Below are 13,965 nucleotides of genomic sequence, written 5' to 3' on the forward strand. Positions count from 1 at the left end.
GAAGGTGCCCTTCCTTCTGGCAGGTCAGGTGTTGAGGGCGTCAAGGCGGAGGACGACGTTCTGGTAGGCCGTCGGTGGGACCCGTTCGGTGCTGGTGAACGGGCGCTCGATCTGGTGGATCGTGAACAGCAGCAACGTGATCATGCCGACCACGGCGGTGGTCATGGCGAGCTGCGTGCCGATGTGGTCGAACCGGAAGAACAGGATCGGCATCCCGGCCAGCAGCGCGCCGAACAGCAGCGCGAACCAGGTCACATCGCCGATCCGCTTGTCCGCCAGGGCGAGCCGGTCCTCCCGGGCCTGCATCACCGCATGCACGGTGGCCTCCGGCGACTCGCTCTCGGGCGGCACCGGCACCCGGGCCGTCGCCTCCCGCAGATCGTTCAGCAGCGCCCAGCCCTGCTCGCCGACGGGCTTGCCGGCGCGCAGCCGGGGCAGTTCCTGATCGAGGATCTCGCGCAGGTAGGCGCGCGACAGCAGGTGGATCGCCGCGCGCACCTCCGGCGGGCCGCTCTCGGCGGCCCAGGCCACCGACTGCACCGCCTGCGCCTCCCGGTACGTGGCGTCGCGGGCGTCGTTGCCGATCTGCCACACGTCGATGAAGACGAACGCGGCGACCACGGCGTACAGCGTGCCGGTCATCGAGAACACCACGCTGAGCACGTCGTGGGTGTCGGCGCGGCGGTCCGGTGGCCACGAGCGGCGGATGAACACCACGGCCAGCGCCGCGATGCCGCAGATGCCGAGAAACCACAGGAGACCGCTCGCGTACGCCCGCATGAGTTCCTCCAAAAACACTATTCGCCCAAACGGGACGTTTAGGGCTATACAAGATGCTATGCGTGCGACGTCCAGAATTCGACCCCTCGTCGTCGGGCTGTTCCTGGCCACGGCCATCGGCCTGCCCTCGGCCGTCGCGCTGCTGACCCCGCGCGCGGCGCTCGGTCATGCCGCAGCGCCGGCGGGTGAACTGCTGCAGGTGCGTTCGGCGGTGCCCAACGCACCGTCCGAGCTGGTCAGTCTGCATCCCGGCACCGGCGCGGTGCTGCGCCGGGTCTGGCTGCAACACACCGTCAACGCCATCGGGTACGACCCCGCGCAGGGCCTGCTCTACGGCATCGCGGCCCGGTTCCGGCTGGTGCCGCTCGGGGGCGGTGGCCACCTCGTCGCGATCGGTCCGGATGGGACGGTCGTCGACCACGGGCCGGTCCCTGCGTCTCTGAGCAGCGCGAATGCGGGTGCCGTCGTCGGTGGGGAACTGCTGCTCCCGGTCGGCGGGCGGTTGATCGGGGTCGACGTGCGTGCCGGCGGGGCGACGTTCGGGCAGGTCACGAGGAACGTGGCGCTGTCCGTGCCGGTGCGCGTCGGGGACTGGGACTACGACCCGTACCGGCAGGCGCTGGTGGGGGTGGACGCGTCAGGGCCGTCGCCCCGGCTGATCGCGGTGGACCCGGTCAGCGGGCAGGTCAGCAGTAGTGCTCTCACGGGTGACCTGCGGCGGGGCGGGACATACGGCTCCGTGGCGCTGACCGGCGACACGCTGTACGTGACCGGCAACGGGCTGGGCCGGGCGCTGCGGCAGTACCGCATCGCGCTGTCCACCGGGGCGGCGACCCTGCTGGACACCTCGCAGCCGGTGTATCTCACCGACGCGGCCTGGCTGCCCGCCGCGCCGAGCCCGTCACCGTCGCCGAGCCCCAGTCCGTCGCCGTCCCCGTCTCCCTCCCCGAGCCCTTCACCCTCACCATCGCCGAGTCCTTCGCCGTCCCCGTCCCCGAGCCCGTCGCCATCTCCGTCGCCATCTCCTTCGCCGTCCCCGAGCCCGTCTCCGTCGCCAAGCCCCTCGCCATCACCTAGCCCCAGCCCTTCGCCGGCTCCATCGCCGTCCCCGTCCTCGAGCCCGTCTCCGTCGCCGAGCCCCAGCCCATCGCCGAGTCCAAGTCCCTCCCCGTCACCGAGTCCTAGTCCGTCACCGAGTCCATCACCGAGTCCGTCGCCGGCGCCGAGTCCGAGCCTGTCGCCGACACCGAGCCCGTCACCTGCGGTGGTGGCGCCGATCGTGCCGTTGCCCGAGCCGCAGGCGCCGCCGGAGCCGTCGCCCGAGCCGAGTCCGTCCCCGGAGCCGTCGCCGTCCGTCCCGCCGAGCCCGGTGCGGCGGTCCGTGGTGATCGCGCCGGAGCCGGTGCGGCACGTCCGGGATGTCGTCGAGACGGGCCGGAACACCGTCGTGATCTTCATCCTGGGCCTGTCCGGCAGTCGCCTGCTGCTCTCCGCTCGGCGGCGTCGCCGCTGACCTGCCGGGCTCAGGCCGGCCGGGTGACGGGTGGGCCGCCGCGGGCACCGGCCGCGGCGGCTTCCACCATGGCGAGGTCCGCGGGCAGCATGCCGGTGGCGCGTACGCCCGCGAGCGTCAGCTCGATCTGCTTGTCCAGCGCGGCGAGGGTGCGTACCCGGCCGGGGGTCACTTCGCCGCGGTAGCCGGACAGGCAGCAGTCACGCAGCATGCCCATGGTCCGCAGCAGCGGGATCACGACGCTGGGGTGCGGCGCGGCGTAGTGCCGCAGCTGGTTGAAGGCGTGCTTGACGTACTCGGTGTGGTCGAGGTCGCACGGGGTGAGCAGGACGCGGCCGTCCTGGTCGCGCATCGCCTGGGCGGGGCACTCGGCCAGCAGCAGCGGGCGCATGACCGTGCCGATACGCAGGATGACCTCGACCGCGGTGGTCGGGTCGTTGACGGCCTGGGACAGCGCGCGCAGGCCGACGTCGGTGAGCTGGCGCAGCCCGAAGTCGATGTCCTGCTGCATGGTGCGGGCGACGCCGATGATGACCGCCTCGGCGATCAGGCGGGCCGACGTGGCCGGGTCGTCCGGCGGCGGCCACATGGTGACCAGGGGCGTGCCCGCGGTCACGAACGCGCCGACGCGGGTCTCCAGCCGCACCACCGTGTCCGGCGGCACGGCCGCGACGATGGCGCGCCGGCTCAGCTGCTGCACCCACCCGTCGGTGACGGCGGTGACGATGAGCGGCCGGCCGAGGGTGCCGACGTCGGGCGGGTCGACCGGTTCGCCGATCTTGACGCCGATGCGCGGCCCGTACGGCATTTCGCTGATCAGGCTCTGGGTTTCCCGGGCGACCCGCTGCACGATCCGGCCGACGTACTGGTTGCGGCTGATCCGGTCCAGGTAGACGACGATCGCGATGACCGAGAGCAGGGTGAGCAGGAGGGCGAAGCCCACGGTCAGCGGGGGCGCGTGGTCGGCGGCGGTGTCGACGCGCGCCAGTGCCAGCACGCAGAACGCGAACGTGCTGAGCAGCAGGCCGACGAGCACCTGGCCGTGGCGGTCGCGCCAGAAACCGCGCAGCACCCGCGGCGAGAACTGGCCACTGGCCAGCTGGAGCGAGACCACCAGCAGTGAGAAGACCACGCCGGCCGTAGTGATCATGGCACCGGCGATGATGCCCAGCAGGGTGATCGCGACGTCCGGGGTGAAACTCATCACTTTGCCCGGGTCGGTCATGTAGCGCTCGTCGATCTCCGCGAGCAGCATCGCGATGATCATCGAAGCGGCGAGCATCAGGATCGGCAGGAACAGCAGGCTCTCCGCCAGGCGGTCGCGCAGCGCCCGGGAGCGCAACCGGCGCACGTGCGGGGCCACCTCGTGCTCGTAGTGGGCGGCCGTCCCACTGTCACCATGCCGGACAAACTCGGCCATTAGCCACCATTTTCTCGAATGTGGGCCAGCCTCATATAGCGCGCTAACCTGGTCGCCAACGTCTCCCACCAATGATGATGAGGTGCCGCCTTGTCCGTCGCCCCCGTTCCCCACCGACGCTGGCTGATCGCCGCCCTGGCTTCCGTCCTCGCGCTCACCGCGACCGGCGCCTTCGCCGGCCACGCCTTCAGCGCCGATGTGCCCCGCGGCGCGAAGGTGCTCGGCATCTCCATCGGCGGCACCGCGGCCGAGGCCGCCGACGCGCTGCGCACCGGCCTGGCCGGCAAGGCCGACCAGCTGGCCGCGCCGCTGACGGTGCGCGTCGGCGAGCAGACCGCCACGGTGCAGCCGCAGGACGTCGGCCTGGCGGTCGACGTGGACGCGACCGTCGCGCGGGCCGTGTCGCGGGGCCACAACCCTTTCGCCACCCTGTTCGGCGGCGCCGAGGTGGCACCCGTGGTCTCCGTCGACGAGGCGCGGCTCGCGGCCGCGCTGGCCCCGGCGGCGCAGCAGTCCGGCGCGGCGATGACCCTGCCGGGTGTCGGCTTCGACGGCACCACGCCCAAGCCCGTGTATCCGAAGGCGGGCCGCGGGCTCGACGCCGCCGAGGCGGCGGACGCTGTCCGCGACGGCTGGCTGCGGCGCGGCGAGGTCGAGGTGCCGCTGGGCGAGAAGGCCCCGGTCAGCTCGAAGGACGACGTCGACCGGATGGTCGCCGAAGTGGCGACGCCCGCGGTGTCCGCGCCGGTCACCGTCACCACGCCCAAGGGCGCCGTCACGGTGTCGCCGAAGGCGATCGCGGCCAGCCTCGTGATCACCTCGGACCCCAAGGGCGAGCTCTACAGCCGGGTCGACGCCAAGCGGCTGCGCAAGGCGCTGGGCAAGGAGCTGGCCAAGGTCGAGGTGCAGCCGAAGAACGCCACCATCGACGGTTCCGGCGGCGCGCCGCAGGTCGTGGCCGCCAGCGGCGGCACGCTGGTCGACACCGCGAAGCTGGCCGGCGACCTGCTGCCGGTGCTCAAGCGGAGCGCCGACCGTGCCGTGTCGGCCGGCTTCAAGGACGTGAAGCCCGCGACGACCACCGGCGACCTCGCCGAGCTGGGCATCAAGGAGCAGGTCTCCAGCTTCACGACGTACTTCACCGGTGGCCTGTCCAGCCCGCGCAGCAAGAACATCGTGCAGATCGCGAAGGAGGTCGACGGGGCGATCGTGCGGCCCGGCGAGACCTTCTCGCTCAACGGGCACACCGGTCCCCGCGGTTACGCCGAGGGCTACCACGACGCGCCCGTGATCATGGACGGCAAGCTGGTCCCGGGTGTCGGCGGCGGCGCGTCGCAGTTCACCACGACGATCTTCAACGCGTCGTACTACGCGGGCATGAAGGACGTCGAGCACAAGCCGCACTCGTACTACTTCACGCGGTACCCGGCGGTCATCGAGTCGACCATCATGTACCCGACGCTGGACCTCAGGTTCACCAACACCACCCCGTACGGCGTGCTCATCGACACCTCGCACACCGACAGCTCGGTGACGGTCAGCATGTGGTCGACCAAGGTCTACGACAGCATCACGACGCAGTACGACCCGAAGCGCGACATCGAGCAGCCGAAGAAGGTCGCTCTCGAGGACGGCCCGACCTGCATCGCTACTGAGGGTAGCGAAGGTTTTACTCAGGACGCCTGGCGTATCTTCCGCAAGGACGGTAAAGAGATCAAGCGGGAGAAGTTCACCTGGCGGTATAACGCTGAGCCACAGTTCGTGTGCGAGGCGAAGAAGCCGCCGTTGACTGCCAAGCCCTGAGGAGGCTTCGATGAAGGAGCGGTGGCTGCCGGTAGGCGTGATCGCCGGCGTGCTGTTCGTGGTCAATGTGGTCGCCCGATGGGTGGCCAAGGGCATTGACGATCCGGACACGGAAGCCACGGCGGGGTTCATCGCACTGGGTGTGATCGGGCTCGTGTTCTTCGCGATGGCGCTGTACTGGGGCCGCCTGCGGCCGTGGTCGCGCGTGGTCGCCGACCTGGGCGCCGCGGCCTTCGCCGCCTGCCTGCTGAGCATCTTCGTCGGCCCGCTCGCGGCCGGTGAAGGCCCGTTCGCACACGGCGCGGGCGCGTTCTTCAACCAGGTCTGGGTCTACGCCGCGGTCTTCGCCATCGGCACCGGCCTGGGCATGGTCGGCCTGATCGCGTTCGCCGCCGACTACCGCGCCAGGCAGCTCAAGCTCTTCGCCGAGCGCGCCAAAGCCCACCCCCGCCGCGTCTAATCAAAGGAAGGGCACCTTCCACAACGCTCCGCGTTGTGGAAGGTGCCCTTCTTAACGCCCGTCGGGCGGCGGGGCTGGGTCGGCGGGGGAGATGTGAAGGAGGTCGGCGACCCGTAGCAGTTGGGACGTCAGCCGCCGGGCGCGTTTCGGGGTGAGCGGGAGCAGCGTCCGGTGGACGATGTACAACTCGTCGTCGATGATCGCCCACGGAGGGATCTGCCTGCGCAGATGGGCGCGGCGCAGCTCCGCCGAGATCAGCTGGTCGGCGAAGGTCATGTCGTCGATGATGACCCGGTACTCGTTCCAGAACGCGTCCTCACCCTGCCCGCGCCTGCCGCCGGCCGCCCGCCGCTGCACGGTGGTGTACGCGTACCCGGTCGGCAGTTTCAGCACCGCGAACGAGCCCGATCCGGTGGACACCGTCACCGCGCCGCTCAGACAGGCCCCGTCCTCCTCCCACTTGACCCGGCCCACGACGACGGGGAAACCGCCGACGGTGGTCCGCACCGCGAAACCCACCGTGACCTGGCCGGTGGCTTCGCGCATGGCCCGCGGCCAGTCGGCGCGGTCGACGGACGCGGTTCCGCCGGACCGGACGGCCCACCGGGCCGCCGCGCGCCGGCCGAACCACTCGCACAGGCCGTACCCGATGGCGGCCACGCCGCCGGCGGCCAGCAGCAGCCCGTAGACCGGGAAACCGCCGACGTGACGGTCCAGCGCGGCTGCGCCGACCACCAGCAAACTCAGCCCGCAGCACAGGGCGAGGCTGAGCCCGAGGCAGCCGAGCGCGGTCGACCAGGAGCTGGACGCCCGGTGCGTGCGCACCGGGTCGCGGGACACCTTCCGGTTCGCGTGGGGGAGCTGGCGCACGCGGCAGACGGTAGCGCCGGGCGTCCAGCGCCGGTCAGCGAAGCTGGTAGCGGGTGTAGTGGTGGTGGCGGGTGAAGCCGAGCTTGGCGTACATCGCCAGGGCCGGCGCGTTGCGCGATTCGACCTGCAGGAAGGCGTCGGTCGCGCCGTGCCGTGCGGCCCAGCGGGCCAGCACGCCCATCGCCTCCTGGGCCAGGCCCCGCCGGCGCGCGGCGTGAGCCGTCTCCACGCCGAAGACACCCAGCCAGCGGCCGTTGCCGGTGACGGTGCCGCGGGCCCGGGCCAGTAGCTCTCCGCTGTCGTCGTACCGCTGGGCGAACACCAGCTCGGGCACCGCCGTCAGCACGTGCAGCGCGGCCTCGGGCAGCGGCCCCCGGTCGTCGGCCACCATCGCCAGGAAGCCCGGGGACATGTCCCGGCTCAGCTCGAACGCGTCGCCGGGCGGCGTCACCGCGATCAGCTCGTCGAGCGCGCACACCTGGACCTCGACCGTGCACTCGGCGTGCCAGCCGGCTTTGATCAGCTCCCGCTCGACGCTCGCGGCCAGCGGCAGCGGCACGTCGACCTGCGGAGGCAGTCCCTGGCGGCGGTAGAAGCCGACGACCGCGTCCAGCGCCGCGGGCAGCGGCAGGCCCGGGTCGCCGACCGGCAGCGCCGAGTTGGCCCGGCCGGTGTAGCCGCCGGCCGCCCGCAGCCGCCAGGCGCCCAGCTCCTCGACCACCGGCGGCGGCCAGGCCTCGGTGGCGGCCAGCTCCAGCGCCGCGATCTCACGGGCGGTCGGGCCGCGCCGCGCCGGCACGACCTTGGCTCGGTGCACCTCGGCCAGCGGCACGACGACCACTCCGTGGGAGGTCGCGACGGTGAGGGAGGAGTCCCCGACCTCGGTGAGATCGCCCAGCAGATCGGTGAACTGCGGGCGATCATCCCGGTATCCGGCGAATCTGCGTACCACCACGCGGGACCCGAGATCACTCTTAGCCAACACTGACTACCTACCTCCCTCACCCGGATACTAGGCTTTGACTTGGCCGCGTGGAGCGGCGGAACGTGCACTGTCATGTTCCGTATGAGAGTGCGTGGAGGGACGACCCGTGACCTACATCATCGCCGAGCCGTGCGTCGATGTGCTCGACAAGGCCTGCATCGAGGAGTGCCCTGTCGACTGCATCTACGAGGGCAACCGCATGCTCTACATCCACCCGGACGAGTGCGTCGACTGCGGTGCCTGTGAGCCGGTCTGCCCGGTGGAGGCGATCTTCTACGAGGACGACGTGCCGGAGCAGTGGCGCGACTACACCACCGCGAACTACGAGTTCTTCAACGAGCTCGGCTCGCCCGGTGGCGCCTCGAAGATCGGCAAGATCAGCGCGGACGCGCCGTTCGTCGCGGCCCAGCCCGCCAAGGAAGGCGACCACTGAGCACGCCGGTTTCCGGTGCAGGCCGGCGGAGGATCTCCGCCGGCCTGCCCGACTTTCCCTGGGACCTGCTGGAGCCGTCGAAGCGGCGTGCCGCCGCGCACCCTGACGGCATCGTGGACCTGTCCATCGGCACGCCCGTCGACCCGGTGCCCGCGGTCATCCGCAAGGCGCTGGCCGAGGCGTCCGACGCCCCCGGCTACCCGCTGACGGCGGGGACCGCCGAGCTCCGCCAGGAGATCACCGCCTGGGTCGCCCGCTCCTGCGGCGCCGCGCCCGGGTTCGGCGTGCTGCCGACGATCGGCTCCAAGGAGCTGGTGGCCTGGCTGCCCACGCTGCTCGGCGTCGGCGCGGGCGACACCGTGGTCATCCCCGAGGTCTGCTACCCGACGTACGAGGTCGGCGTGCAGCTCGCCGGGGCACGGGTGCTGCGGGCCGACACCCCGCCCGCGGGGGAACGCCCCGCCCTGATCTGGATCAACTCGCCGGGCAACCCGCACGGCCGGGTCGCCTCCGAGGCCGAGCTGCGCGCCTGGATCGCGTACGCCCGCGCCACCGGAGCCGTGCTGGTCAGTGACGAGTGCTACCTGACCCTGCCGTGGACCGCGACGCCGGTCTCGGTGCTGTCGCTGTGCGACGGTGACTTCACCGGGGTGCTGGCGGTCCACTCGCTGTCCAAGCGGTCCAACCTGGCCGGCTACCGGGCCGGCTTCGTCGCCGGTGACGCTGACCTGGTCGGCGAGCTGCTGGCGGTCCGCAAGCACGCGGGCATGATCATGCCCGCGCCGGTGCAGGCCGCCATGATCGCGGCGCTGGCCGACGAGTCGCATGTGGATGAGCAGCGGGCCCGCTACGCCGCCCGCCGCGAGCTGCTGCGGGGAGCGCTGCTCGGCGCGGGGTTCACCATCGAGCACTCCGAGGCCGGGCTCTACCTGTGGGCGACCCGCGGCGAGGACTGCTGGGCGACCGTCGACGCGCTGGCCGAGCTGGGTGTGCTGGTCGCGCCGGGCGCGATCTACGGACCCGGCGGCGCGAAGCACGTGCGGGTGGCACTCACCGCCACCGACGAGCGGGTCCGCGCGGCCGTGACCCGGCTGGACATCGGCTAGCGCGACTTCGGCGGAATGACGATTTTGCGAGGCTGACCCGTCCGGACGGTGAGGGCACGGATGTACATCACCAGGATCGAAGTTCGTAACATCCGGGGCTTTCGCGGTGCCAAGTCGGTGGACCTCGAACTCGGCCGGCGTGACGACGGCACCTACGCCGGCTGGACCGTCATCGCCGGGCGGAACGGGTCGGGAAAGACGTCGCTGCTACGAGCCGTGGCGTTGGCGGTGGGCGGCCCGGCAGCGGCCCGCAACCTCGTACCGGACTTCGAGAACTGGATATCCGTCGGCCAGCCTGACGCCGACGTGAAGGTTCACCTGGACTACGAGCCCTCATTCGACGAGTTCGCCGGCGCCGGCGGCCTTCCCCGGTCGCCCATCGTGGCCGGTCTCTCGTGGGCTCAGCCGGAGGTCGCTGGTTCCGGTCGGCAGCCGTCGCTGGGGGAGACAGGTCCCAAGACGGCTCCGCGGAGAGGCCCCTGGCAGGACAATCCCACCGGATGGTTCTGTGCCGCGCACGGGCCGTTCCGTAGGCTGGCCGCAACCGGCCCATCCTGGTGGAAGGCCGTCAGCGGGCACGTCGTGTGATCGCCGGCCTTGCCCTGCCCCGCTGGGCGCAAGCGTACGAGGAAGACGATCGCCGGAGCATGGCCGAATGCGTGCTCACCATCAGGAAGCAGCCGTTCGCGGAGGTCATCGCGGCGATGCTCGCCCACGCCATGCGGCCGGGCGCCGAAGTGGTCTTCTCGGGTCAGCCTGAACTTCCGCAGATCCTGCGGAACCGGCACCTCCGAGCGCAACTGCGCTAGGCGGCGGTCGCGGAGACCGGTGCGGTCAGCGGGCCGGGATGCGGTGCGGGGCGAGCCGTTCCAGGAAGGCCCGGTTGGCTTCCCAGCCGTCGACCTGCGGCGGGTCGGTGCCGAGCCAGACCGGCTCCGCCGCCGGGTAGGCGTGCAGCTGCTCGTCGACCCCCGCCCGGCTCACCACGACACACGCCTGCCGGTGCCGGGACGCCAGCACGCACAGCCGTCCCGCCTCCAGGTGGAAGGCGCTGGCGTCGCGCCGCCCGCTGAGCGGGTGCCAGGCCAGCACCACCTCGTACTGCCGCCCCTGCAGCCGGTTTGCCGTGTCGACGGTGACCTCGGTGATGCCCCGGCGCTGCAGTGCGGCTTCGACGTGTGCCTTCTGGTCGCGGTGCACCACCCCGACGGCGACGTCGGCCCGGCTCAGCGGCCGCGGCCCCGACGGGTCCACCGTGGACACCTCGGCGGTCACCAGCTGGTGCACCAGGTCGGCGAGCGTCGCGACCAGCGCCGGGTCGGTGCGTGGCACGTGTGCGGCGGGCAGTTCCAGCAGCGCCCAGCCGTGCTCGGCGGCATGCGCCAGCGCGGGGTGGGCGAGGCTGGCCAGTTCGAGCCGCCGGTCGGTCGGTGCGGCACCGGCGGTGAACGCGCGGGTGTAGAACGCGTCGGAGATCACCGGCGCGGTGTGCGGGGCGAGCCGCCAGCTCACCGGCAGCGGGATGACGGGGGTGTCCGGGTGGTGGCGCAGCAGGGTGCCCGCGGCGGTGTCCAGCGGCCAGGTGGCCAGCGAACGCACCGAGTGCTCGTCGGCGACGGTGAACGGGGCGAGCTGTCCCGGGTCGCCGACCAGCAGCAGCCGGTCGAACAGGTGGCCGACGCGCACCAGCGCCGCCGCCGACATCTGGTAGGCCTCGTCGATGACGCCCAGCGGCCAGGTGCGCTCGTCGGCCTTGACGTACGCCCACTTCGCGGCGGTGCCGACGATGACGTCACAGCCGCCGAGCTCGCCGAGCTTGGTGCCGGTGCGCACCTTGGTGCGCGGCCAGCCCGTCGGGGGCGTCCACTCCTGGCCGTGCAGGCGGCCGGTGGACAGCCCGGCCCCGGCGAGCGCGATCACGAGGTCGTCGGCCTGGTCGTTGGTCTGCACCACGATCGGCACGTTTTCGCCCACCGCGACCAGGCGTTTCGCGAGTTCCCGGACGAGGGTGGACTTGCCCGCGCCGGGCGGGGAGTCGACGACGACGGCCCGGTCGGTGCCGCGTACCCGATCCCAGACCTGCTCGATCGCGGCCTCATGCCGCGCGCCGGCGCTGCTCACTGCGCACCTCGCGGCTCGCGTGCCGGGTCCGGCACTGCTCGGGGCCCGGGAACGCGGCCGGGTGCGATGTCCGGATCGGTCGCGGTCCCGGATTGCCGGGCGGCGATCGCCAGGTCGGTGTCCAGGTCGTCGTCCAGCTCGGGTTCGGGGGCGGGTTTCGGGCGGGACGAGCGGGTCGGCCAGGGCAGCTCGTCGGGCAGGTTGTCGGGGAAGTACTGCTGCGGGCCGAACGGGGCCAACACCACCTCGGCGTCGGCGTCGGGCAGCAGGCCCAGCTTGGGCCGGGTCACCGCGCCGCTGGTGACCATCAGCTCGACGGTGTCGTCGGTGGAGCCGCGCACTGCCATGCCGACCTTGCCCCACCACAGTTCGGTGCCCGCGGGCCGGTCGAACGCGGACCCCGTGCGCACCCACAGCAGGGGCCGCAGCACCGAGCGGCCGCCGGAGTTGACCACCGTGTGCTCGGGGTCGCGCTTGATGACGACCCCGGCGACGGCCTCGCCGGTGGCCAGGTAGCGGGCCATGACCAGGGGATCGTCCAGGGCCATCTGCCGGTCCAGGGCGGCCGTGCGGGTCTCCAGCTCGTGCAGGAAGCGGTATGCCGGCACGTCGGACAGCCGCGCGCTGAACGACACCGTGCCCGCCAGCACCCGTTCCCGGTGCCGGGTCCACGACCAGCGGTCGGACTCCCAGCGCTTGGCCACGTGCTCGCCCGGCGGCAGCATCCGCACCAGGTCGATCGCCGCCCAGGTGTCGCGCCACGCCCCGTCGAGCACCTCGGCGGCGGCCAGCTTGAGCCGGCGTACGTCGCCCTGCTGCTTGGCCCGCTCCAGGGCGGGACGCAGCACGACCTGGTCCCAGGACGGGTCGCTGGCCGGGCCGGCCGGCGGCATCGCCTCGGCGTCGCGGGCGGCCTGCCAGGCGTCAACCCCGGCGGGCGGCTCGATCCAGGCCAGCAGCCGGCCCAGGTGCCCGTCCTCGGTGGGCAGCTGGCCGGTGCGCCAGTGCGCGGTGAGCAGGTCGGTCGCCGTCAGCAGCACGTTGGAGCCGGGCAGGTGGCGGCGCGAGGCGATCCAGCCCAGGTGCGCCCCGGCGGCGGCGAGCACCGGGTCGTCGAGGGTGCGCAGGTACTGCCCGAGCAGGCCGACCCAGTGCGCGGTGGCCTCGTTGGGCACCACCAGCTGCGGGGCGTCCACGCAGCACTGGTCGACGTCCAGCTCGCGGCCGTTGCCGGTGGCCCGGACGACGGGTTCGGTGACGGTGTAGCGGCTCAGGTAGGTGGCCAGGTCGCGGGCCAGGCCGCCGAGCGCGGCGAAGCGCAGCGCCCGGTCCCGCGGTTCGGCCACGGTGAGCAGCTTGGGGGAGTCGCGGAAGGAGCCGTAGCGGATCGCGACCGGCGCGGACGGTTCGCCTGCCAGGTGGTATCCGGTGAGCAGCCAGGGCCGTGGCGACAGGTGCCGGTGGGCGCGGGAGGCCGCGGGCACGGCACGGGCCCGTGACAGCGCGAGCAGCCGCTGGTAGACGTCGAGGCTCACGGGATGCTCCGTCCGCCGGTCGCCCAACCGTACGCCGCCGCGGCGCGGGCCAGCTCGTCCGCGATGGCCTGTTCCGCCTCCCCGGACGGGGTGCGCTCGCCGTGGGCCAGGGCCAGCGCGTGCACGGCCGTGCCGACCGGGCCGCACAGGTTCGCCGCGGCGCCGCCCGCGCGGGCGACCGTGCCGGTCTGCTCGGCGTCCTGGCGGCAGTGGGTGTACATCGGACAGCTCGGGCAGCCGTCGCCGAACCGCGCCTCGACCGCGGTCAGCGCGTCGACCAGCGCCGGTCCGCCCAGCTCGGGCACGCGCAGCCGCGCGGGCAGGTCGACGGCGTCGAGCCGGTCCAGCGACCAGCCCAGGCGGCGCACCTGGGGTGCGACGTCGAGCAGGGTGCCGACGGGGGCGAGGCCGAAGTTGCGCGGCAGCACCAGCAGGCAGCGGCTGCTGACCCGCTCCGGCACCGGGGCGGCCTGCCGCAGCGCGGCCACCACCACGGCCAGCTCACGGGCGGTTCCGGCGACCTTGGTCGGGTCGGCGTGACCGTCCAGGCAGGCGTACGACCTGATCTCGACCGGGAACAGGCGGGTGCCGTCGCCGGCCAGCACGATCTGGCCGGGGGTGACCGGCAGGTCGCGCAGGCGCAACTTCGGTTCGCGCCACAGCCACAGGCCCGCGCCGACCGGCAGCTCCGACGTCTCGACGGCGGCGGCGCAGTCGATGCCGAGGTGCCGTCCGACCAGTTCGGGCAGCCGAGCCGTGGCCAGGTGGGTGAAGGTGCCGTCGCGCTCCCGGGCGTACGGGCTCTGCCCGCCCGGCGGCGCGCCGATGGCGTCGGCCAGCAGCCCGAGGTCGACCTGCGCGGCGTCCAGGGCCTGCCGGCGACGGCAGCCGGGCGCGTCGAGCAGCCCGGCTATCCGTCGCGGATCCAAGCCAGCACCC

General features: G+C 72.6%; 14 protein-coding genes. 7 read left to right on the forward strand and 7 right to left on the reverse strand.

All coding sequences use genetic code 11. From position 1 onward, the window contains the following. Positions 1-24: 24 nt before the first annotated feature. Positions 25-780 (reverse strand): bestrophin-like domain, encoded by a 756-nt coding sequence (locus HAV39_RS33325; RefSeq protein ID WP_191843161.1) that lies wholly within the window; start codon positions 778-780, stop codon positions 25-27. A gap of 58 nt (positions 781-838) precedes the next feature. On the opposite strand from HAV39_RS33325, the gene HAV39_RS33330 reads away from it, so the two are divergent. Beyond that, complete coding sequence (locus HAV39_RS33330) at positions 839-2,293, forward strand: DUF6923 family protein (RefSeq protein WP_191843162.1); 1,455 nt, start codon at positions 839-841, stop codon at positions 2,291-2,293. Positions 2,294-2,303: 10 nt separating this feature from the next. On the opposite strand, the gene HAV39_RS33335 is transcribed toward HAV39_RS33330, so the two are convergent. Continuing rightward, the gene (locus HAV39_RS33335; RefSeq protein WP_191843163.1) at positions 2,304-3,713 is read right to left on the reverse strand and encodes a DUF2254 domain-containing protein; all 1,410 of its coding nucleotides are present in this window, start codon (positions 3,711-3,713) and stop codon (positions 2,304-2,306) included. Positions 3,714-3,803: 90 nt separating this feature from the next. Between HAV39_RS33335 and HAV39_RS33340 the strand changes: the two genes are divergently transcribed. Next, positions 3,804-5,516 (forward strand): VanW family protein, encoded by a 1,713-nt coding sequence (locus HAV39_RS33340; protein ID WP_239120417.1) that lies wholly within the window; start codon positions 3,804-3,806, stop codon positions 5,514-5,516. A 10-nt stretch (positions 5,517-5,526) separates the two neighbouring features. Next, positions 5,527-5,976, forward strand: a complete 450-nt coding sequence (locus tag HAV39_RS33345) for a hypothetical protein (RefSeq protein ID WP_191843164.1) — start codon at positions 5,527-5,529, stop codon at positions 5,974-5,976. Positions 5,977-6,027: 51 nt separating this feature from the next. On the opposite strand, the gene HAV39_RS33350 is transcribed toward HAV39_RS33345, so the two are convergent. Continuing rightward, positions 6,028-6,846: a hypothetical protein gene (locus tag HAV39_RS33350; protein WP_191843165.1), complete on the reverse strand. Its 819-nt coding sequence runs from the start codon at positions 6,844-6,846 to the stop codon at positions 6,028-6,030. Positions 6,847-6,880: 34 nt separating this feature from the next. Then, positions 6,881-7,831, reverse strand: coding sequence for a GNAT family N-acetyltransferase (locus tag HAV39_RS33355; protein ID WP_191843166.1), 951 nt, complete (start codon positions 7,829-7,831; stop codon positions 6,881-6,883). Between the two features lie 106 nt (positions 7,832-7,937). On the opposite strand from HAV39_RS33355, the gene fdxA reads away from it, so the two are divergent. The 4 genes from fdxA to HAV39_RS33375 are packed head-to-tail and all read left to right on the forward strand — an operon-like array spanning position 7,938 to position 10,179. Then, positions 7,938-8,264, forward strand: coding sequence for a ferredoxin (gene fdxA, locus HAV39_RS33360; protein WP_120318129.1), 327 nt, complete (start codon positions 7,938-7,940; stop codon positions 8,262-8,264). 32 nt (positions 8,265-8,296) lie between these two features. Then, entirely contained in the window at positions 8,297-9,370 is a 1,074-nt protein-coding gene (gene dapC, locus HAV39_RS33365) for a succinyldiaminopimelate transaminase (protein WP_239120426.1), read from the forward strand. A 60-nt stretch (positions 9,371-9,430) separates the two neighbouring features. Continuing rightward, positions 9,431-9,958 (forward strand): AAA family ATPase, encoded by a 528-nt coding sequence (locus HAV39_RS33370; protein WP_191843168.1) that lies wholly within the window; start codon positions 9,431-9,433, stop codon positions 9,956-9,958. After that, positions 9,955-10,179 carry a hypothetical protein gene (locus HAV39_RS33375; protein ID WP_191843169.1) on the forward strand — a complete coding sequence of 75 codons (225 nt, stop codon included), beginning with the start codon at positions 9,955-9,957 and terminating at the stop codon, positions 10,177-10,179. Before HAV39_RS33370 ends, HAV39_RS33375 begins: the two co-directional genes overlap by 4 nt. A gap of 25 nt (positions 10,180-10,204) precedes the next feature. Here HAV39_RS33375 and HAV39_RS33380 read toward each other — a convergent pair whose 3' ends face one another. From HAV39_RS33380 to HAV39_RS33390, 3 genes are read right to left on the reverse strand one after another with little or no spacing between them, the layout of a single operon-like run. After that, positions 10,205-11,491, reverse strand: coding sequence for an AAA family ATPase (locus tag HAV39_RS33380; protein ID WP_191843170.1), 1,287 nt, complete (start codon positions 11,489-11,491; stop codon positions 10,205-10,207). Then, positions 11,488-13,026 (reverse strand): hypothetical protein, encoded by a 1,539-nt coding sequence (locus HAV39_RS33385; RefSeq protein WP_191843171.1) that lies wholly within the window; start codon positions 13,024-13,026, stop codon positions 11,488-11,490. Before HAV39_RS33385 ends, HAV39_RS33380 begins: the two co-directional genes overlap by 4 nt. Beyond that, complete coding sequence (locus tag HAV39_RS33390) at positions 13,023-13,955, reverse strand: hypothetical protein (RefSeq protein WP_191843172.1); 933 nt, start codon at positions 13,953-13,955, stop codon at positions 13,023-13,025. Before HAV39_RS33390 ends, HAV39_RS33385 begins: the two co-directional genes overlap by 4 nt. Between the last annotated feature and the right edge of the window lie 10 nt (positions 13,956-13,965).

The sequence above is a fragment of the Catellatospora chokoriensis genome, assembly GCF_011297315.1.
Lineage (GTDB): Bacteria > Actinomycetota > Actinomycetes > Mycobacteriales > Micromonosporaceae > Catellatospora > Catellatospora citrea.

Bases quoted from the DNA above. Each gene is read 5' to 3' on its own strand.
- HAV39_RS33370 (WP_191843168.1), top strand. From the start codon at position 9,431: ATGTACATCACCAGGATCGAAGTTCGTAACATCCGGGGCTTTCGCGGT.
- HAV39_RS33345 (WP_191843164.1), top strand. From the start codon at position 5,527: ATGAAGGAGCGGTGGCTGCCGGTAGGCGTGATCGCCGGCGTGCTGTTC.
- HAV39_RS33335 (WP_191843163.1), bottom strand. From the start codon at position 3,713: ATGGCCGAGTTTGTCCGGCATGGTGACAGTGGGACGGCCGCCCACTAC.
- HAV39_RS33330 (WP_191843162.1), top strand. From the start codon at position 839: ATGCGTGCGACGTCCAGAATTCGACCCCTCGTCGTCGGGCTGTTCCTG.
- HAV39_RS33325 (WP_191843161.1), bottom strand. From the start codon at position 780: ATGCGGGCGTACGCGAGCGGTCTCCTGTGGTTTCTCGGCATCTGCGGC.